A 21423-nucleotide genomic window follows, 5' to 3' on the forward strand; every position below is an offset into this window, starting at 1 on the left:
TAAAAGGTATGTTAAGTAACATTTTTACTATGCCTTTTAAAAGTGAATTATGCCCGCAAAGAATCCGTGTAAAGCCTACCAGTAAACTTGCTGTCTCGATAATCTTATCTACCAGAATGATCTAGTATTTCGGTTGCGATATGGTTCACATTTTAATTATGAAATAAATGTCTATAAAACCATCGTTTAATAGACAATTTGAAGAAGGAGCTTAAATTAACGTTTAGGCTCTCTTTTTTTTATAGAATATGTCTATAAACTTGTCTATTATTATAAGTGTATAAAACGTATAAGTTTATAGAAATGAGGGTTTAATTTTGACTAGAATTATTGGTTATTGTCGTGTGAGTACTGAAGAACAGAATTTAGATATGCAGGAACGAGCAATTCAAAATTATGCAGATCAGAAAGGGTTAGAGCTTGTTTTATATGTAGAGAAAGTGTCGAGCCGTAAGAATGAGCGTACAGAATTAATCAATGCAATGAAAGCAGCTACAAAAGGTGACTTGTTCGTTGTGTATAAGCTAGACCGTTTAGCACGAAGTACAAAAGAGTTATATGAGCTAACTGACAAATTAAAAGAAAAGGAAGTAGATTTTGTATCGGTACATGATTCATTTGATACTTCAACACCAACTGGTAAAGCTATGTTTGGTATGTTAGCTGTCTTTGCAGAGTTTGAACGTGATATTATTCAGCAACGTACTAAAGCAGGATTAGAAGCTGCTCGTAAGAGAGGAAAAGTAGGTGGAAGACCTGCAATTGATGAAAAAACTAAGAAGCATGTTAGAGCATTATTTGAAGGGGGAGAGAGTGCGACTGATATCGCTAAAGAATATGGAATTGGAAGAGCGACGGTTTATAAAATAATTAACGACTATAAATCTATATAAAAATAAGAAGGTCATTCCAATTATAAAAGTTTGTCGAGAAATGACCTTCTTAATGTTATAGAGGGGGAGTAAGTATTTCTAGTATCTCACTAGGAATTAATTCAACAAATTCACTACGATAGTCTGATAAAATAATAGAAGAATTTTTTTTATCTATTATGTAATAGAAATAATATAAAATTGTAAGCATGCTATTTACAGTTTTTTCACATTCCCTCGAAGACTTTTTTATTTCAGTAGTATTAAACACTAATAAGTCGCTAAAAACTAAATTTTGTTCTTGAAAGTCAACTAGTGCACTGTGGGAATAAGAGCATAAAAAGGAATAGTTGCTGTATAATTTATCAATATGATTAATAACTATTGAATGTGAATCAAAATATTTTTTACTTTCTTCAAATAGAGGTAGTACTAGAGTAGATTGAATTAATTCTTCTCTATTTAAATAGGAATTTACAATATAACGAATAAAATTTTCTATAGAACTTCTTAAAACAACCATTGCTGCTTTATGAGTACCTAATCTTGATAAGAAGGCAAAAGAAAGTAAATCGGATATTGTTTCTTTTAAATATACATCATCTATTTTGATAGAATATTTAAAGAAATGTATATTAAACAAATTCTTATGGATAATTCTTATATATTGTTCGGCATCTTGAGGGATTGAATTTACAGTAAATTCAGCTATAAATTCTTTAAAATCAATATAGTCTTTTTTGGATTTACTTTGTAAGAAAGACAATATAATCACTTTCCTTTATTATTTATAATGTTTGCCCAATAGTCTACAAAATCTCCACTATTTTCATCGTTATTATTAGAGTTCTCAGGACTATCAATATTAATATGGTTGTTATCTATAAATTCTATCAATCTTTCTTGAACGGTTTTTAGAGTATATAAATCTAAACTATATATTTCTCTAATACCTCTGGCTAAAAGTTGTGTCCTAGATTTATATAGATAGTCTAGTAGAGGGGAATCTACTATTTTAAAAAATAGGCTGTCATTAAAAGATTTTAATTCGCTATTTCTTTTGAATAATACTGTTGATAAACATAATTCGGTATATACTGCAATAACTTCAGTCTGTAATTGCAATTTTTCTTCTTCAACTTCTGCAATATCCTTATATCTATCTACGAATAATTGTAAAACATTACTTTTCTTTTGCTTCGGGTTCATTAAGCTTTTCCACCCTCTCTATAAATTCTTTTGTTATAAGCGTGATGTTTCTTCTGGTTTCAGAGTTGTCAAGCATCATCTCATGGTTTTTAACACCATTTTGTATACTGGTTCTTTTTTGTAATTTATTTTCGAATAGCAATTGGGAATATTTGCTTCTAAATTTACGTTCAACATCCCAAGCAATATTTGTATTTCCTTCAACTATAGTGAAGATAATACCTAAACAAACATTTTCCAATTTATATGTACGTTTTTTAGAGGCAAAAGCCCTATCAAATAGGTTAGTTCCTAATAAAGAGAAATAATCTGGTTTTACGGGCATTAGAAAAGCATCACATGCGATGTATGTAGCAAGTGTATAAAAAGAGTAGGTAGGTGCACTATCAATTAAAATATAATTATAATTCTTTCTTATAATTTCATCTGTTACTAAGTTTTTAAGCTCTAATTCATTTCCTCTATCACTAAAGTCAAATTTAATTAATTCTAAATCACCCGGTATAATATGTAGGTTATCGCTTAGGTTGGTAATTAAATGGCTATAGTTCAGCTTGTTAGTGATATCACTTATAGTAACCGTACTGTGTTCTTCCTCTATTTTGAATATATCTACAACAGTTTTAAATTCCTTAGTTTCATTATATCTTTTCCTGAATTTGCTGAATAAATATTGAGTAGCATTAAACTGTGGGTCCATATCAATGAATAATACTTTTTTTCCTTGTTTACTTAAGGTGTAGGCAATATTAGCTGATAATGTAGTTTTCGCTACCCCGCCCTTCATGTTCATGAAGGAGATTACTTTAATATCTTTTTTCATTTTCATTCTCCATTTCTATTATCTCTAATATTATTCTATTTCAATTTTTAGAAAAAACAACATCTGGAATAATAAAGGAGGAGTTTTCTAAAGAAACATAGTGACTTACATCTTTATCATACAGTTTGAGAAGTGGTTGTAAACAGTGTACTGTAAGATTTAAATCTAAAGCGATAATCGAGTGGGAATAGAATAAGATTTAAGCTGTAATTGAATTAACAAATGGTGTGGAAATTGAGTCACCAATATATTTTGAAATAAACATATGACTATTCAGTAGGTATCCTTGCTGTAATATCTATCGACGGGATGACTTCCCACTGGGTACGTATCATAAACGAAGTAAAACACGTGAACCGTGTGCTGTATAACATTACGTTTAAGCCACCGGTAACGATTGAGTGGGGATAATTAATAAAAATGTAAAAAGCTAGGTAGAACCTTATCAAATAAAATATCTGCCAAGCTTTTTTTTTATTAATGTATAAATGAAAGGGGATTAGTTTTAAGTATTTCTTTACTTATTTTAATAAACTGTTTAAAGATAGAGAAAGAACAAATGCCAAAATACGAATGTACTTTGGCAAGAATTGAGATTCAACTAATGATCATTTATGCAGTACGTTTAAATCGCTGTACTAATAGATCGCTTAATTCAGGAATGCAATGAATATACGTATCTACCGTTGTTGTTATGTCTGTGTGACCTAAGAAATGTTGAATGAATTTTACATCATTTGTTTGATAATAGATGCGGGTAGCACAAGAGTGACGTAAGCCATGAATTGATACAAGCTTTAATCCGTGTTGAGTTTGGAACTTTTTTAACCAGGCATTTAACTTGCTGTTATTATAAAAAGTATTTTTATTGTTTGGGAAGATAAACTGCTTGTCGCCTTGATGCTCAAGATGTTGCCACTTTAATTGCTCTGCTTGAAGTACCTTCCAATTTAATAAAGCTTGTAAAGTTTCTTCATCAATATCAAGTGTTCTTTCATACGAGTTTTTCGTGCTTTTAATATAAGGTTTATTCGATTCGTCCGTACCAACAGCTTGATGAATACGGATTTTTTTATTTGGAAAATCAATATCTTGCCATTGCAGTGCAAATAGTTCCCCTTTGCGTAAACCTAAATTTACAAACACTAGAAAAATTGCGATTTTTGGTATATCATCAGTTGTTTTCAACTTTTGAATAAATAAATCTATTTCTTCAGATGTATAGAACAGTTTATCACCTTGTGCATTGTCTCTCTTTCTTTCTTCTTTTTTTTCCCATATTCTTAAATCTTTGATTTTAACGGGATTTTTCGTAATGAAATCGTCATAGACAGCTTGTTCTAAGCATTTTTTTAGTTCGATTGCTACCTTTGATGGTTTTTGTAATTTTTCTTTCCATACTTCAAAAGACCGCAATGTAACTTGGTGAGAAATATTTTTAAGCTTTAAATCTCCGTAAAAAGGTAGGATGTGGTTTTTGAAAATACCTTTAATTTTCCCTAAAGTACTTTTTTCGAGGGAACAATTTTGAAGGTATCTTTCATAGTGAGAATGATAGAATTGCTCAAATGTAAGGTTTGGATTGTCAGTATCATTTCGTTGTAGCATTTCTGCTTGCTTTTGAGCATAAAAAGCTTTTGCTTCTGTTTTTGTTTTAAAACCACGCTTTGTGATGTCAATTTGCTTTTTCGTATAAGGATCGATACCCCCATACATTTTCACCATATAATGAGGAACGCCTCTTTTCATATATTCTTTAACTGCTTTTTCCATTGTTGTCATTAAAATGATCTCCTTTTGTGTTTTATATTATTTTTATGCTTGTACATTTTTTAAAAAGTGATTGATTTCCGTTTTGGAGAATCGCTTGCTGCGACCAATTGAATTACCTTTAAGTCCTTGATTAATAAGCTTTTGTAAACTTTTATAGGAAATTCCGATATAATCGCAAGTTTCCTGAACGTTTAGCCATTCTTTAGCTACATGCTCATTATGCTGTCCAATTGTTTCACCAAGTTTTTTTTCAAGGATTTTATCAGGAGAAAATCCAAGCTTTTTTCCAAGGTAAGAATCAAGCTTTGTATCAAGGATTGATTCAATGTTTTTTTCAAGGCTTTGTGTAATTAAGCTTTCAATTTTTTCTTCGATTGATTTTTCAATAGTTAGTTCCATTTGTTAGTTCCTCCGTAATAGGTAGTATTGTTATTAAGCAATGAATGTTGCTAAAGTGTTAATACGACATTCTATACACTTGCAGAAAAGATGATTCCAAAAAAAGTGTCGTACACATTCAAATCAGCAGTTATAAAAAATGACGCTTGTTAAATTATTACTTCGACACTCTATACACTTGCAGAAAAGATAATTCCAAAAAAAGTGTTGTACACATCTAATTGGCTGTTACAAAGAATGAAGCTTGCTTGCATTACTACGACACTCTATACACTTGCAAGAAAGATGATTCACAAAAAAGTGTCGTATACATGGAATTAACTATTGATTAGCATTCTAAGTAGGATAGAAACTAGAATTAAGATAATTAAATTGTTTACTTCTAAACATTTATATTAGGTAGCTATAGTGTTTGATTGAAAATTTAAGATTCGAGGAGAAGGATTACAGGGAGATGTTCATTTTGTAATTTAGGGTTGAAACCTAAACAAAATGTCATGTTAAGTATAAGAAAGTCGGTACTAAAGCATCCGAAGTGAAGAAAGTAATTCTTAGGGCGAACTACTTACATCTATTGAGGTCTAAATACCAATTTCTTTTAATTAACAGTGATTTTATATTCCATGATACGTGCTAATAACGTAATGGGCTTGGAGCGAATGTAATCTGTAAAGATCGCTTGTAAGTGATTCTACAATAAGTAGGCTTAGGCATGCAGAATGTACAGAGATATACCTGCTCCTAGTTCGAAGGAGGAAACGAGTGCGTGCACAATATAGGTGTTTTTTGTAAACAGTTGTCATATTTAAGACGCAAATGTAGCATTCCTGCTGTAAAGCCAATTAAATTCAAAGCCAATAAATTCTAAAAAATAGGGGATATAAGAGCATTCAGATCAGCAGATACATTTTAGGTCTGAATGCCTTTTTCTTTTTAATTAATAGTGTTTGGTTTTTCCATGATACGTGCCATTAAACGAAATGGTATAAGCGTGCTCGGAGTAAGAGTAATCCTTAAAGTACGCTTGTAGTAGTACGATAACAGGTAGGTTTACGCACGGTCGTATGTACAGCAATACCTGCCTCTAGTTCGAAGGGAAAAGCGAGTGTGGATACACATATAGGAATTTGTTGTACATAGTTGTCACTTTTTGGACTCAAACGAAACATGTCAGCCGTTACGTAAAGGAAACTAAACCCTAGGCAAATAATTTTCAACAAATAGGGGCTATAAGGGGAATTAGGTCAGCAGCTAAATTTGAGGTCTAAATGACTTTTTCATTTTAATTAATAGTGTTTTGATATTCCGTGGTACGTGCTAGTAAACAAAAGGGCATAAGCGTGCTCGGAGCGAGAGTAACTCGTAAAGCTCGCTAGTAGTGATCCACCAACAAGTAGGCTTACGCACGTACGAATGTACAGCAATACCTGCATCTAGTTCGAAGGGGGAAACGAGTGCGTACACACATATAGGGATTTGTTGTACACAGTTGTCACATTTTAGACGCAAATTTAATGTACCAACCGTTACGGAAAGCCAATAATTGCAAACAAATAGTGGCTATAAAAACTATCGACCCAGCAGCTACATTAGAGGTTTAAATACCAATTTCCCTTAATTAATAGTGTTTTGATTTTATACTGCCAAATAGTTATATAACATATATACAACTTATATCGAAAAGTCATAGGGTGCTTCTTGGATATTAGTGCTACATTTATATGGAAAAGGATATAAGTTAAACAACATATATATAACTTATACCGAAAGTCATAGGGTGTTTCTTGGATATTAGTGCCGAATTTATATGGAAAAGGATATAAGTTATGCAACATTTATATAACTTATATATAACTGTTTTATAAGTTTAAAGAAAATTTAAGAGGAAGAGAATGACCGAAAAAACTATAATTAGATTCTTCCAATGAAAAAGCTGATACAGAGTAAAATAATGCAAAAAAGTTATATAACAATTATATAACTTATGCCAAAAACAATATAAGTTATATAACATTTATACAATTTATATCAAAAAAGCTATACAGGTTTCTTGAATATTCAAGCTACATTTATAAAAATAGAGGGATTATTGCTGGAAGGAAATTACTAGGGAAACTATTAAATAATTATTCCAGTAAAAATGGGGTTAAATAGCTATGGAAGGATTCGACTAAAAAAACTATTATTTGATTCCTCCAAGAATTTTAGCGAAAAAAAAGATAAAAAAATCCGAAAAAAATTTTTAACTTTTTTATCAAGAATACTTTAGTACCAAGGGTTGAGTAGCGTTTTCGCTTCGGCAATATCCCCCTAACCAATCGCTTACACGTAAGGGATTGGTTACTGTATGAAGTTTTTTACATGACTTTACACTCTCTCGATAATAATTAAAAATTCTATTAGTCCATATTAGTTAATAATTCTTAATTCATAATTCTTGGCTAAATTTTCCAATGTGATATTCCTAATAATTCCCTGTTAAATTACAATGTAATTAGGAGCCATAGGAACGATTAAATGTTATGAATCACAATTACCGCGAATCCTGAAATAGGAAACAATTTAATCTAAATTTTAACGGTTAAAAAAATCTGTAAGGAGTGTTTAAAGTGACAACACCATATCATGCAAAATATTTTGCAAATGAATTAACACGTATTACATCTGGGGAGGGGATAGAGAAGCTTTCTCAATCATTATTTGATGCAAATGTAGATTTAAATCCACATCAAATAGAAGCAGCATTATTTGCATTTAAATCACCTTTATCAAAAGGGGTACTTCTGGCTGATGAAGTGGGTCTTGGAAAAACAATAGAAGCAGGATTAGTACTCTGTCAGTATTGGGCTGAGCGAAAAAGAAAATTGATTATTATTTGTCCTGCATCATTAAGAAAACAGTGGAGTAATGAATTAGAAGAAAAATTTAATTTACCAACACTAATTTTAGAATCGTCATCTTTTAATCGATTTGTAAAAGAAGGAATGAGTAATCCATTTAATCAAAATAAAATCATTATTACTTCTTTTCAATTTGCAAACCGCAAAAAAGAGCAAATACGTTTAACTAATTTCGATTTGGTTGTGATAGATGAGGCTCATAAATTACGAAATGTGTATCAAACAAAAAATAGACTTGGAAAGGGAATAAAATGGGCTATAGAAGATTCAAAAAAAATACTGTTAACTGCAACCCCTCTTCAAAACTCACTTATGGAACTTTACGGTTTATCAACATTGATAGATGATCATTTATTTGGAGACGTTACTTCATTCCGTAATCAATATGTAAAAGGAGAACAAGATCTAAATGAACTAAGGGATAGATTAAAAGACTTTACAAATAGAACGTTAAGATCCCAAGTGCAAGAATATATTCGTTATACGGAAAGAAAGACGATAACTGTTCCCTTTACACCAGCTGACAATGAATATGAACTTTACCAATTAATTTCTGAATTTTTATTAAGAGAAGATACATATGCAATACCTAAACGACAAAGAGTATTAACTACACTGATATTGAGAAAGTTACTAGCATCATCATCATATGCAATTGCAAATACATTAAAAACAATTAAGGAACGTCTCTTATTACAATACAATAATCAAGAGCATCAAGATTTAACAAATCTAAGTTCTGAAATTATTTTCGATGATGAGATGGAATATGACATTTTAGAAGAACTAGAAGATGAAACAGAAGATGAAGAAATCGTTGAAGATGAACCAAGTCTATCAATGGAAAAACTCAAAAAGGAAATTGAAGAATTAGAGGATTTAGAACAACGTGCCAGAATAATACGAGTGGATAGTAAAAGTAAAGCGTTACTTACAGCTATAGAAACAGGTTTTAAGGAAATGGCATCTATGGATGCTAAAAGAAAAGTACTAATTTTCACTGAGTCAAAAAGAACTCAACAATACTTGAAAGATTTTTTAGAATCAAATGGCTACGCAAACAAGATTGTTTTATTCAATGGTACAAATACGGATGTAGAATCAAAACAAATTTACGAAAAATGGCTGATTAATGATGAAAATGCACAAAATATAAGTGGTTCTAAAACAGCTGATAAAAGACAAGCGTTAATTGACCACTTTAAAAATCATGCAGAAATTATGATTGCAACAGAGTCTGCAGCAGAAGGTGTAAACCTTCAATTCTGTTCTTTAATTATTAACTATGACTTACCTTGGAATCCACAGCGTATTGAACAACGAATTGGGCGTTGTCATCGCTATGGTCAAAAACATGATGTAGTAGTAATTAACTTCCTTAATAAAAGAAACGAAGCAGATATAAGAGTATTGGAGCTTCTACAAGATAAGTTTAATCTATTTGCAGGAGTATTAGGGGCATCAGATGAAGTATTGGGTACAATTGAATCTGGTGTGGATTTTGAAAAACGTATTTTATCAATATATCAACAGTGTAGAACGCCAGAAGAAATTAATATAGCGTTTAAACAATTACAAGATGAATTAGAAGATCAAATAAAAAATAAGTTAGACGACACGCATCGAAGCTTGCTTGAACATTTTGATGAAGATGTACATCAACGTCTAAAGATGCATGTATCGGAAACTGTGCTACATTTAGACCGTTTCAGTCAAATGTTTTGGAATGTAACATCATATATGTTGAAGCCCTATGCAACTTTTGATGAAAGGACATACTCATTTGAAGTGATAAAGCCTATACCATCTATTGAAAATAGTAATGGTAATTATCAATTGAAAATGAAAGAAAGATCTTTACAAAAGAAAACACATCAAGTATATAGGTTGTCCCATCCAATTGGAGAAACTGTCCTTGAAATGAGTAAACTGTTAACTACTGAATGTAATGAAGTTATTTTCAATATTTCAAATCATCCAACTAAAATTTCAGTAATTGAAAATTTAAAAGGCCAACAGGGGTATTTAATACTAAAAAAGCTAACAATAGTATCTTATCAACAAGAAGAATATTTACTATTTAATGGGTTTACTATAGACGGTCAAACCGTTGAACCAGATATTTTTGAAAAGATGTTTAATTGTAATGCTGTTGTAAATGAAAATGTCAAGGTAAATCATGAATTGGTGCATCGTTTGAAACAGGATAGTAAACAACATGTATCTGCAACAGTGAATAAATCTTTTGAGAACAATCACCGTTTTTTCAATGAGGAACGAGAGAGATTAGAAAAATGGGCAGATGACATGATGTACAGCGTGGAAAAAGAGTTACAGGACCTTAAGGTGAAAATTAAAGAAGTAAAAAGAAAATCCAGACATTCCATTTCGATGGAAGAGCAGCATAAATTTCAAAAGGAACTACAAGAATTAGAAAAAACACAACGTAGGAAACGCCAGCAAATATTTGAAGCAGAAGATGAAATTGCAGAACGTCGAGATGATTTAATTAATGAATTAGAAAATCAAATGATTCAAACCACTTTCGAAGAAGAATTATTTATAATAAAATGGAGAGTTGTATAAGAGGAGGAAGACCATGAGCAAACAATTAGAAAAATTTATTTCCCTGCTTGAAGAAATGTTTCAGTTTGACCAAGCAGATTTAGATTTTGGTATTTATCGTATTATGAATCAGAAACGTGAAGAAATTCAGAGTTTCTTAAAGAATGATTTAATGCCTCAAGTAAACCAAGCATTTGAAAAATTTAAAAATTACGAAGTCGATGTAATTAAGCAGGAGTTAGAACAATTAGAAAAACAATTGTCAGATATGGGTGTTGCAAAAGAAAGTTCGGAGAAATATCAATCATTATCTGCAAAATTATCACAAAGTGTAGATACTAGTGCTTTAGAAAATGACGTGTATTCACATTTAACAAATTTCTTTAAGCGTTACTACAGTGAAGGAGATTTTATTTCTCTAAGAAGATATAAAAAAGATGTATACGCAATTCCATATGAAGGCGAGGAAGTAAAGCTTCACTGGGCAAATGCTGACCAATATTATATAAAGTCGTCTGAACAATTTAAAGATTATTCTTTTACATTACCTTCAGGCAAGAAAGTTCACTTTAAATTAGTTGAAGCAAGTACTGAACAAAATAATAATAAGGCTCAATCTGGCAAAGAGCGAAGATTTATTCTCTCTGAAAATTCACCAATTATAGAGAATGGAAATGAGCTTTATATACATTTCGAATATACAGTAGATGATAAAAAGCGTTCTAGAGAAAAGATTAATTTGGATACTTTAGATGACATATATAACTGTGATAGAGTAAATGATTGGATTAAAGAATTGAAATTGCTTGCACCAACTGCTAAAAATAAGAATCGAACATTGTTGGAGAAGCATTTAAATGATTATACAGCTAAAAATACTTTTGATTATTTTATTCATAAAGAATTAGGTGTCTTTTTAAATAGAGAGCTGGATTATTATATTAAGAACGAAGTTATGCATTTAGATGACTTAGACTTACAAAATGAAGAAAATTTTGTGCGATATTTATCTAAGATTAAAGTTATAAAATCTCTTGGGTATAAAATAATCACATTTCTAGCTCAAGTAGAAGATTTCCAAAAAAAATTATGGTTAAAGAAAAAGTTCATTGTAGAAACAAATTATTGTATAACATTAGATCGGGTACCACAAGAATTGTTTAAAGATATAATAAATAATCATGAACAATTAGAAGAATGGAAAAAATTATTTAGTATTGAATTAATAAATGACGATTTAACAACAGTTGGATATAGCGAACCTTTAAAAATTGAGTTTTTGGAACAAAATAGGTTTTTGTTGCTCGATACTAAGTTTTTTGATGAGGAATTTAAAATTAAGTTATTAAAATCTATTGAAAATCTAGATGAAAGTATAGATGGAATATTAATTAATAGCGATAATTTTCATGCACTAAATTTGTTGCAGGAAAGATATAAACAAAATATAAATTGCGTATATGCGGATCCACCATATAACGCAAAAAGTAGTGAGATATTATATAAAAATTCATTTAAACATTCTTCCTGGATGAGTTTTATGTTAGATAGAATAAAACTTGCCAGTAATTTGAAAAGTAAGAATGGGGCACTTATCACAGCAATTGATGAAAATGAAATAACAAATTTAATGCAATTATTTAACGAACATTTTCCTTATTGGGAGAAGAATAGTATATCAATTGTTCATAATCCCGCAGGCGTTCAAGGAGATAACTTTTCTTACAGTCATGAATATGCAATTTTTGCCTTTGAAACTCAAAAAGGGTTGATAGGAAAGGCTGATAGAGACGAAGTTTCTGAAGAAGCATTTAGGGATTGGGGAGGTACAAGTGCCCGAAGTTTAGCAAAAAATTGTTTTTATCCAATATATGTGAAAAATGATGCAATCATCGGCTTTGGTGATGTTTGTCCTGATGATTTTCATCCAGGTACATCGAATATAATTAATGGTGATATTATTGAAGTTTATCCAATTGCTGAGGATGGAGAAGAAAGAAAATGGGTATTTGCAAGAGATACCGTTGAGTCAATTATAGACAATTTAATTGTAAAAAATAGAAATGGAACAATTTCTATTTCGAGATCGAAATCAAAAACTAGTTATAAAACAGTTTGGACAGATAAAAGATATTATGCGAATATTTATGGATCTAAATTGTTAAATAATATTCTAGGTTCTAAGAAATTTGATTTCCCTAAATCTGTATATACAGTTCAGGATTGCTTATTTGCCATTAACTCTTTTAGAGAAAAAGATGCTATAGCTGTAGACTATTTTGCAGGTTCAGGCACAACAGGAAATGCAGTTATCAATTTAAATAGAGAAGATAATGGGCATAGAAAGTATATTCTTATAGAAATGGGAGAGTATTTTGAAACAGTTACAAAACCTCGAATTCAAAAAATAATATACTCCAAGGATTGGAAGGATGGTAAACCTGTTTCGCGTGAGGGCTCTAGTCATTTGTTTAAATATATGAGATTAGAATCCTATGAAGATGCATTAAATAATATAATTTTTAATCAAACAGAAGAACAATTAAGTGCATTAGACCAACGGATGAGTACTCAAGCCAGGGAAGAATATTTTATTTCTTATATGTTAGGCATGGAAACTAAGAACAGCACAACATTATTAAATATAGACAAACTTACTAATCCATTTGATTATAAAATGAAAATTAGTAATGGTTCTGAAAGTAAGCTGCAAATTGTAGATTTAGTAGAAACTTTTAATTATTTACTAGGGTTACAAGTTAAATCAATTGATTTCATTAAAGGTTGTAAACTGGTGGTAGGGAATTTAAAAACTAATGAAAAAGTATTAATTATTTGGCGGAATAGTACTGAAATATCAAATGAACAGTTGAATGAATTATTACGCCAGTTAGATATTAACTCTCGTGACGCTGAGTATGATCTTATTTATGTTAATGGAGATAACCATATAGAAAATTTAAAAGTGGATGAAAGTAATTGGAAAGTTCGATTAATTGAAGAAGAATTTAAAAGACTTATGTTTGAGGTAAATGATATTTAAGGAGAATCTAGGCTATGACGAAAAAATCAAAATTTAGTGATCAGCTCGTATTAAATCAATATATGCTTGGATTATTTGGTGTAAATACATTTGCAAGTTTAACAAATGAGCTGAAAAATGAAATATTTGAAGATTTAACCGAAAATAATATATCTAAATTTCATCAGCAGTTAGTCACATTATTACCAAGTACAACAGTTCTGTCAGAAAAAATGTTACGAACTTATGACGAAAATATTATTCGGTATACTTTAGAGATAAGCGAAAAAAGAGATGAACATATTAAATGGAGATACTTCCAGTATTTAAGTTTACTGTTTACTGAAATATATTTAGATAAATATTTTAATTCTAGAGCAGAGTTATTAGAAGATTTAAATGAATCGCTCAATAAAATTAATCAGACACTATCGAAAAAGGAACAAATAAATCCTTATGAAGAAACAGATTTGAAGAAGCTTGCATTTTGGAATGCAACTGGCTCAGGAAAAACACTAATAATGCATGTAAATATTAAGCAGTATCTTTATTATTTCCATCGAAGTAACAGTAGCAATCTTTTAGATAACATTATTTTATTAACACCAAGTGAAGGTTTATCTAAACAACATGAAAGAGAATTTGTACTGTCGAATATTTCAGCAAAACTCTTTAATAAAAATGAAGGTGGCTTTTTCAGGCAACAAGAAGTTTCTATTATAGACATCCATAAACTTAAAGATGAGATGGGAGACAAAACTGTAGCAATTGGGGCATTCGAAGGAAATAACCTTGTATTAGTTGATGAAGGACATCGCGGCTCTTCAGGTGAGGAATGGAAAAGTAAGCGTGAGCAATTAAGTGAAAATGGTTTTGCATTTGAATATTCTGCCACATTTGGTCAAGCAGTAACAAAAAAGAAAGACTTATTTGATGAATATGCAAAATGTATATTATTTGATTATTCATATCGTTATTTTTACGCTGACGGCTATGGAAAAGATTATCAAATATTGAATCTAGAGAATGACCAAGATGAAAATATTAGACTAACATATTTAACAGCTGCTATATTATCTTTTTATCAGCAACAAAAAATTTATGGGGACAATCATAGAAACTTTTCTGCTTTTTTATTAGAAAAGCCACTTTGGATATTTGTTGGCGGCAGTGTTAATTCCCTGCGAACTGTAAAAGGCAAAAAAGTTTCAGACGTAACAGATATTTTGTTATTCCTTGCTCATTTTATAAAAAATGACCGTGAAAGCATTTCAATTATTGAATCATTAGTTAAAGGTAAATCAGGTCTTGTTAATTCTAATAATCAAGAAATATTTAAAAATGCATTTCCATATATTGCAGAATTAAACTTAACTACTGAAGAAATTTATCTAGATATTATACAAACTTTATTCAATTCAAATGTTATGAATACAACATTAAGAGTTGAAAAGTTAAAAGGTCAAGATGGGGAATTAGCCCTTAGATTGGGCGAGAGTGAACCGTTTGGTTTAATAAATGTCGGCGATTCAAATGATTTATGGAAGCTATGTGAACAATACCCTGAACTAATTACAATTGAACGACATTTTTCTGAATCCTACTTTCAATCGATAAACACTAAAGACTCTTCAATTAATCTATTAATAGGCTCTAAAAAGTTTACAGAGGGATGGAGTAGTTGGCGTGTCAGTTCAATGGGATTAATGAATATTGGTAAAAGTGAAGGATCACAAATCATTCAATTGTTCGGTAGAGGAGTTCGTTTAAAAGGATATCAATATGGATTGAAACGAAGCTCAGCTTTAAATATGGTTTTACCAGATATTCAAAATATCAAATATTTGAAGTATAATGAGACGCTTAATATTTTTGGAATTCGTGCAGATTATATGCAACAGTTTAAAGAGTATTTAGAAGATGAAGGGATTGCAACTGAAATTGAATTTGAAGAATTAATTTTGCCAACGATTCCTACCTATGCAAAACGAAAATTGAAATTAAAAGCACTAAGATTAAAAGATGGTATCAATTTTAAATTGAATGGACCAAAACCAGAGTTAAAAAAACCAGATGGAGAAATGTTTACTTCACAAAAAGTTATACTCAATTGGTATCCTAAAATTCAATTTAAAAGTAGTCATAAAAACAATTTGTCATTATCACCTGTTGTTTTACATGAAACGACATTTAAACCATACCATATAGAATTTATGAATATGGATAGTATCTATTTTGAATTACAACATTTCAAAAACGAGCGGACATGGCATAATTTAATTTTATCCAAACAAAAGATTTGGGAATTACTATTAGATGATAGTTGGTACGTACTTCAGATACCTGAAAAAGAAATGAAATTTAATAGTTTCAAGCAAGTTCGGTATTGGGAAGAAATAGCGATTTCTTTGTTAAAAAAGTATTGTGAAAAGTATTATTTATTCGCAAAAAAACAATATGAAGCCCCGCATATGGAATACTACGAGATAGATGAAGATGATAAAAACTTTATTAATGAATATCAAGTATTGGCTGATAAAGAAAGTGAACAAACATTAATTGTAGAGTTGAAAAAACTTAAAGCTGCTTTGGATAAAAAAGAATTGCTAGAAATAGAGTTTGGACAATTCAAATCATTTAAGTATGAAAATCATTTGTATGAACCATTAATTTCTTATGATGGAAAAAGCTCTACCGTGAAAATAAAACCAGTATCATTAAACAAAGATGAACATCAATTTTTAATTGACTTACGAAATTATTATGAAATGCATTCTTCGTTCTTTAATAATAAAGAATTATATGTGTTAAGAAATCAATCTCGTGGAAGAGGTATTGGATTTTTTGAAGCAGGAAATTTCCATCCTGATTTTATTATTTGGCTGGTTTCAGAAGGTAAACAGTTTATTACATTTGCAGATCCAAAAGGTATAAGGAATTTATCAATTGACGATCCAAAAGTGGAATTTGCCTCAACAATTAAAGAACTAGAAGCAGAGTTAGCAGATCCTAATGTTGTTTTAAATTCATTTATAATTTCTAATACTCCATTTGAATTATTGATTAACACGGGAACGACTCTCACTAAAGAAGAAATGAATCAAAAGCATATTTTATTCCAATATGATGATGAAAATACTTATATTCAAAAGATGTTTGATGCCATTAAATGAAACCAATTAGTTGATTAATTAAGTTTAAAAAGGAATTATTTTTCTTTGGATAATATGATTAGCTTCAAGTACCTGTTACTCTCATAATTTATAGGGATTAGATAAACCTGTGTAGGACGTTCTTGTGATAGTTGGAAATATGACAGAAGGTGGCACAATTTTAAAGGTTGTATATCGCAATTCAATAATGAGCCAATTGTTAACTGAGCCAGTAAGCACTTTACACTATATGTATTTTCTAAAAGAATACTTCGGCTTTACTTGGAGTGGCGGGCATGATATCTTGATTCGGACGTTAAACCACCGATACAAAGCCTTTTGAGCGAGCATTATGCTCTCTATGTAATGCCTACTGAAAAACACACTGTGACACTTACCTTGTCCACTTAAAAGGAACTCCTGTTTAATTGAGAAGTCGAGCTATTTCATTTGCGAAATACAAAAGTTAGAGAAATTAGCCGATATTCTTCAAGTATGTGTGGATTCAGATGCGAAGAAAATCCTGCTACCAGCACCATCAGACCTAACTGTAAAAATTCACTGATTTTCTATTTAGATCCGATAGATGCAGTTTATAAGACGTTAGGGGTGGGGTGAATATTGGCAATCATTCGATAAAGCAAAAACCAATCGATTGAAGATTTACTGACCCTGAAGAATGAATACTTAAGTCGTTCAGTGATTAGTTTGTATACGATTATTGGATGTAACAAAACAGTAAACGAGAATAGGGGTTATAAAATCCTATTCTCACCCTATATTAAATCCCTATCCTACATCGTAAATGGTGTAGGATTTTTTTGCTTATCTTCTTCAATCCATCCGTTATTCTACTCTTAAAATGTAAGCTAAGTAACATTGAAAACAAATTTAGTGTAATGAATTTGGCATTCAGTTTATGTCATACACGGCAATGTTGCATACTCATTTATTTGCAACATTATACATATATCTTGTCGTTAATTTAAAGTGATAAATACTATCATAAAGCTTCTTCGGTAAAGTATTTCATTATATCGAACCCCCATGTAAAGCATAAAAATACGTATTTTTATGCATACCCAATTTATCTTTTTTAGCATTTTTTAATTGAAAATTCTAGTGTAAAAAATATTTTTTGAATAGTTTCTCTCGCAACTTTGTAGAATGAAAAGTCACTTGAAATATAAGCAGTTAAGAGACTTAAATAAGCCGGTAATTTGGCGTAAGAAAGAAACGGCAATCCGTTGATATAACTACGTTAAATAGAAAATTATCTGCTACAAAAGAGGAGGGGAAATATGATTCATACAGCAGAGTTATCAATACAACTAGATTACGAACATATAAATTTTAGAAAGGATCACTTTGGCAAGGAACCGATAAACAAAATTTTACACAGGCATATGATTAAAGGGGTTAGTAGTATGGAATATTCATATAACCTAAATGCATCTTGTAAGATGGTAATAGATATTCCTTTGATTTTAAATAAAGGGAATGTAGAAGAAAGCGATTATGAGCAAGTTGAACGTTATATTAAAGGAGCATTGAGCACCGTTTATGGGGATGAGCAGTTATTCGAGCAGCATAATCTTAGTAGAGTAGACTATCGATTTGATATTGAGGTTTCCGATGAAAATATTAGGAAGATTTACTTTGAATTATTCAGGAAGTTAAAAAAGAAAAAGGCTCATTTGGAAAAGAAGATTTATTTTACTTCACAATATCATCAATGTAAAAGCATTCATATTATCTTCTACGATAAAGAACAAGAGCGTAGAGATAAAAATGAACATGTTGAAATGTGGGAAAGAGGGATGATGAGGTTTGAGGTGTGTGTTAAAAAAGATCATTTGAAATACAAAAAATATAAAAAAGGAGAGCTACGGTTTCTAAAGGATTATTTTAAAAAAGAAAAATACGCCAACTATGTGAACAAGTACATTTTGAACATTTGCCCTACTGGTGATTTTTATTCTTATCCTATGTTAGAGGTAATGATTGCTGCAATGGATTTATCAATTAGAGAAAAATCAGAAATGAAAAAATTTGCAAAATATGTTTCTAAAGGAAACTTAGATACACCTACTAAGCATTATTCAGATAGCACCTATCGAAAATATCTGAAACTGTTCAATGAGCATGGAATAAATCCGATTACGATTCCACCTAAGTACAAGCTGGATTATTTAGAAAGCTTAGTGAAGCAGGCTGCCTCGTAAATAGGAGAAATTTCTTCAGTAAAAAGCAAAATACCATCGCCTAGTATGTACTAAGCAATGGTAATTTTTGTTTGCAATTAGCGTGATCTTTTGAAATGTTCAACAGATCGAATACCGTTGAAAGAATAATTTTTTTCATGTCTGTACTTATTAATTCACCATTGTAAAAAACATCCTGCTCCAGCAAAAGCGATTGTAATTCTAATTTTTCAGCTACTAAGTTCATATTCACAAGTCCTTTCGAATTGTCATAAAGACACCATTTTTATGTGTTTGTTTACTATAAGCAGGGGGTATGGAAATATTCCGTTTTGTTCTCTTTGTTCTGGTAATTTTTGCAGGGAATTCAGTAGAGGAATATAATATTATAGAGGCATGTATCTAGATTTATAGACTGAATGAAGTGTGTAAAGTTACGGAAGTGGAGTTTTGTTCTTCCATAAAAATGTGCAAAATAATGTGGTTTTGTAGTATCAAAATTGCATGCAAAACAATGTGGTTCTGTAGTATCAAAATTGCATGAAAAACAATGTGGTTTTGTAGTATCAAAATTGCATGAAAAACAATGTGGTTTTGTAGTATCAAATTGCATGAAAAACAATGTGGTTTTGTAGTATCAAAATTGCATGAAATACAATGTGGTTTTGTGGTATCAAAATTACATGCAAAACAATTGTGGTTTTGCTGTACCCATACTCTTTCTAGTCCTTTAAATCCATCGGATTCAATTTATTTCCATTTTAGTTATATGTGTTAAAAAATGTTATAATTACATTATCATATAACCGAGGTGAGATTATGACGAATCAAATTAATATGGAAGAATTTGATAAAGTATTTGAAGAAGCTTTTGAAAAAGAATCAGAAGAAATAAATGCTCAGTTATCTCAAAGAATTATATTGGCTTTAGTAGGAGATGTTAATAGCGGAAAGTCATCTACTATTAATAAACTCATGAATGAAGAAGTGGCTATTGTAGGAGCCAAACCTGGAGAAACAGTTAAAATTAAAGAAATACCATATAAAGAAAATATTGTTTTTGTTGATACACCAGGTTTAGATGATGTTCATAAAGAAAATTCCAACGTAACACTTGAGTACTATAAAAATGCAGATATTATATTATTTTTTTTAAATGCAGCTGGTACAGTACTATCAGATAATGAACTGAAAAATCTTAAAGATATTTCTCAAACTAATAATGATATAGTTATTGTTTTGAATAAGATAGATGCGGCAGAAGATCTACCTTCACTAGTCAAATATATAGAAGATAAAACTTATAATCAATATCCAATCGCACCAATATCGTCCAAAACAGGTGAGAATATAGAGATGTTACAAAAACATCTGTTAAATATACTTAGAAAAAAGTCAAAGGATATTTTAATGGGAAAGCATTTAAAAAATAGAAGTTCTGTTGCAAATAAATGGATTGTTGGAGCAGGGGCTTCAGCAGCAGCTGTAGGTGCTTCTCCCATTCCAGGGTCAGATATTATACCTATAACAGGAATTCAGGTGGGTATGATGCTTAAGTTAGCTACGTTATATGATAAACCTTTATCAAAAGATAATGCAAAGGAGTTAATTTTAGCTACTATAGTTGGTAATCTAGGTAAGTCTGTATTTAGACAGATTGTAAAATTTGTTCCAGGTGCTGGATCAGCTGTAGGTGCTAGTGTTGCTGGTGCTACTACACTTGCTTTAGGATACGCAGTTAAGTATATGTATGAAAATAATATAGAAATAGATGCTGAGCATTTAAAATCGATATATAGTATGTTTTTAGCAAAACAGAATAGCTAAATTGAAGTGTTAGGTAATTACCTAACAAAGTTACTTATAACCCTTGAATAGGTAGAAATTTCGAAAGTAAGTATTTGGGGTTTCTGTGTCTAAGGCTTTTTTATTTATATAAATGGCTTAAATGGGTATAATTATATTTACTGAGATGAACTAAAATTCACTTATATAAGTACATGAATGTTTCTTAAATAACATTTTATTCAAACCAATGTAGTAATCCAGGATGTGTATAGGTTTCACAATTTTTGTTAACTATGTGCATTTAGCAATAAGAACAAGCTAGTCTCCCTGTATGGGTATTTTTTGTCGGTGTTAACACGTCTGGCTATAATCTGGCTAATAATAATTTAAAGTGCTTGGAAACGTTGGTATGACTAGGTTTATAGGCAATTAGTTCAAATTCCCACCGTCTCCATAAATGAATATTTCTAGAGTTGTTTAGATTGGTAAAAACCCTTGTGTATCAAGGGTTTTTTCCTTTTTAGTTGTACTGGATTTGTATAGGGAACTGGATTAAAATCTAGCTACTTTTTAATCCGATTTCTAAGTTTAAAGTATGTCACAAAATTAATGAATATATCGATTTTCGAACCAGAACCTTGATTGGTGGCTCATTATTCGAATAATCCAAACCGAATCTCCGATGAAGTAGAGTTCTATTAGGTCACACCTTTTGC

General features: G+C 30.6%; 13 protein-coding genes and 1 pseudogene. 8 read left to right on the forward strand and 6 right to left on the reverse strand.

Annotated elements, in window-relative coordinates; all coding sequences use genetic code 11:
* The first annotated feature begins 317 nt into the window (after positions 1-317).
* Positions 318-893 (forward strand): recombinase family protein, encoded by a 576-nt coding sequence (locus H9635_RS07765; protein ID WP_191699620.1) that lies wholly within the window; start codon positions 318-320, stop codon positions 891-893.
* Positions 894-948: 55 nt separating this feature from the next.
* On the opposite strand, the gene H9635_RS07770 is transcribed toward H9635_RS07765, so the two are convergent.
* The 3 genes from H9635_RS07770 to H9635_RS07780 are packed head-to-tail and all read right to left on the reverse strand — an operon-like array spanning position 949 to position 2904.
* Positions 949-1638, reverse strand: a complete 690-nt coding sequence (locus H9635_RS07770; protein ID WP_191699621.1) for a hypothetical protein — start codon at positions 1636-1638, stop codon at positions 949-951.
* Between the two features lie 5 nt (positions 1639-1643).
* Positions 1644-2081 carry a hypothetical protein gene (locus H9635_RS07775; RefSeq protein ID WP_191699622.1) on the reverse strand — a complete coding sequence of 146 codons (438 nt, stop codon included), beginning with the start codon at positions 2079-2081 and terminating at the stop codon, positions 1644-1646.
* A complete protein-coding gene (locus tag H9635_RS07780) occupies positions 2056-2904 on the reverse strand; it encodes a ParA family protein (protein WP_191699623.1) in 849 nt (282 codons plus the stop codon). The genes H9635_RS07775 and H9635_RS07780 overlap by 26 nt, the downstream gene beginning before the upstream one ends.
* Before the next feature lie 261 nt (positions 2905-3165).
* Here H9635_RS07780 and H9635_RS07785 point away from each other — a divergent pair.
* Positions 3166-3315, forward strand: a pseudogene (locus tag H9635_RS07785) (GMP synthase (glutamine-hydrolyzing)); the annotation flags it as partial.
* A 201-nt stretch (positions 3316-3516) separates the two neighbouring features.
* Here the strand turns inward: H9635_RS07785 and H9635_RS07790 are convergent.
* Together H9635_RS07790 and H9635_RS07795 are read right to left on the reverse strand one after the other, a co-directional pair.
* A complete protein-coding gene (locus tag H9635_RS07790; RefSeq protein ID WP_191699624.1) occupies positions 3517-4686 on the reverse strand; it encodes a tyrosine-type recombinase/integrase in 1170 nt (389 codons plus the stop codon).
* 33 nt (positions 4687-4719) lie between these two features.
* A complete protein-coding gene (locus tag H9635_RS07795) occupies positions 4720-5076 on the reverse strand; it encodes a helix-turn-helix domain-containing protein (protein ID WP_191699625.1) in 357 nt (118 codons plus the stop codon).
* Positions 5077-7685: 2609 nt separating this feature from the next.
* On the opposite strand from H9635_RS07795, the gene H9635_RS19455 reads away from it, so the two are divergent.
* From H9635_RS19455 to H9635_RS07820, 5 genes are all read left to right on the forward strand, one after another.
* The gene (locus H9635_RS19455) at positions 7686-10562 is read left to right on the forward strand and encodes an SNF2-related protein (RefSeq protein ID WP_191699626.1); all 2877 of its coding nucleotides are present in this window, start codon (positions 7686-7688) and stop codon (positions 10560-10562) included.
* Positions 10563-10575: 13 nt separating this feature from the next.
* Positions 10576-13584: a site-specific DNA-methyltransferase gene (locus tag H9635_RS07805; protein ID WP_191699627.1), complete on the forward strand. Its 3009-nt coding sequence runs from the start codon at positions 10576-10578 to the stop codon at positions 13582-13584.
* Positions 13585-13598: 14 nt separating this feature from the next.
* Positions 13599-16736, forward strand: coding sequence for a DEAD/DEAH box helicase family protein (locus H9635_RS07810; protein WP_191699628.1), 3138 nt, complete (start codon positions 13599-13601; stop codon positions 16734-16736).
* Between the two features lie 139 nt (positions 16737-16875).
* Positions 16876-17058: a hypothetical protein gene (locus H9635_RS07815; protein ID WP_225231189.1), complete on the forward strand. Its 183-nt coding sequence runs from the start codon at positions 16876-16878 to the stop codon at positions 17056-17058.
* Between the two features lie 958 nt (positions 17059-18016).
* On the forward strand, positions 18017-18940 hold the full coding sequence (locus H9635_RS07820) for a hypothetical protein (RefSeq protein WP_191699630.1): 924 nt from the start codon (positions 18017-18019) through the stop codon (positions 18938-18940).
* 40 nt (positions 18941-18980) lie between these two features.
* Here the strand turns inward: H9635_RS07820 and H9635_RS07825 are convergent, their stop codons facing one another.
* On the reverse strand, positions 18981-19166 hold the full coding sequence (locus H9635_RS07825) for a hypothetical protein (protein WP_191699631.1): 186 nt from the start codon (positions 19164-19166) through the stop codon (positions 18981-18983).
* A 572-nt stretch (positions 19167-19738) separates the two neighbouring features.
* Here H9635_RS07825 and H9635_RS07830 point away from each other — a divergent pair.
* Complete coding sequence (locus tag H9635_RS07830; protein WP_318245189.1) at positions 19739-20746, forward strand: YcjF family protein; 1008 nt, start codon at positions 19739-19741, stop codon at positions 20744-20746.
* Positions 20747-21423 lie beyond the last annotated feature (677 nt).

The sequence above is a fragment of the Solibacillus faecavium genome, assembly GCF_014836905.1.
In the GTDB taxonomy this organism is placed as follows: Bacteria; Bacillota; Bacilli; order Bacillales_A; family Planococcaceae; genus Solibacillus; species Solibacillus faecavium.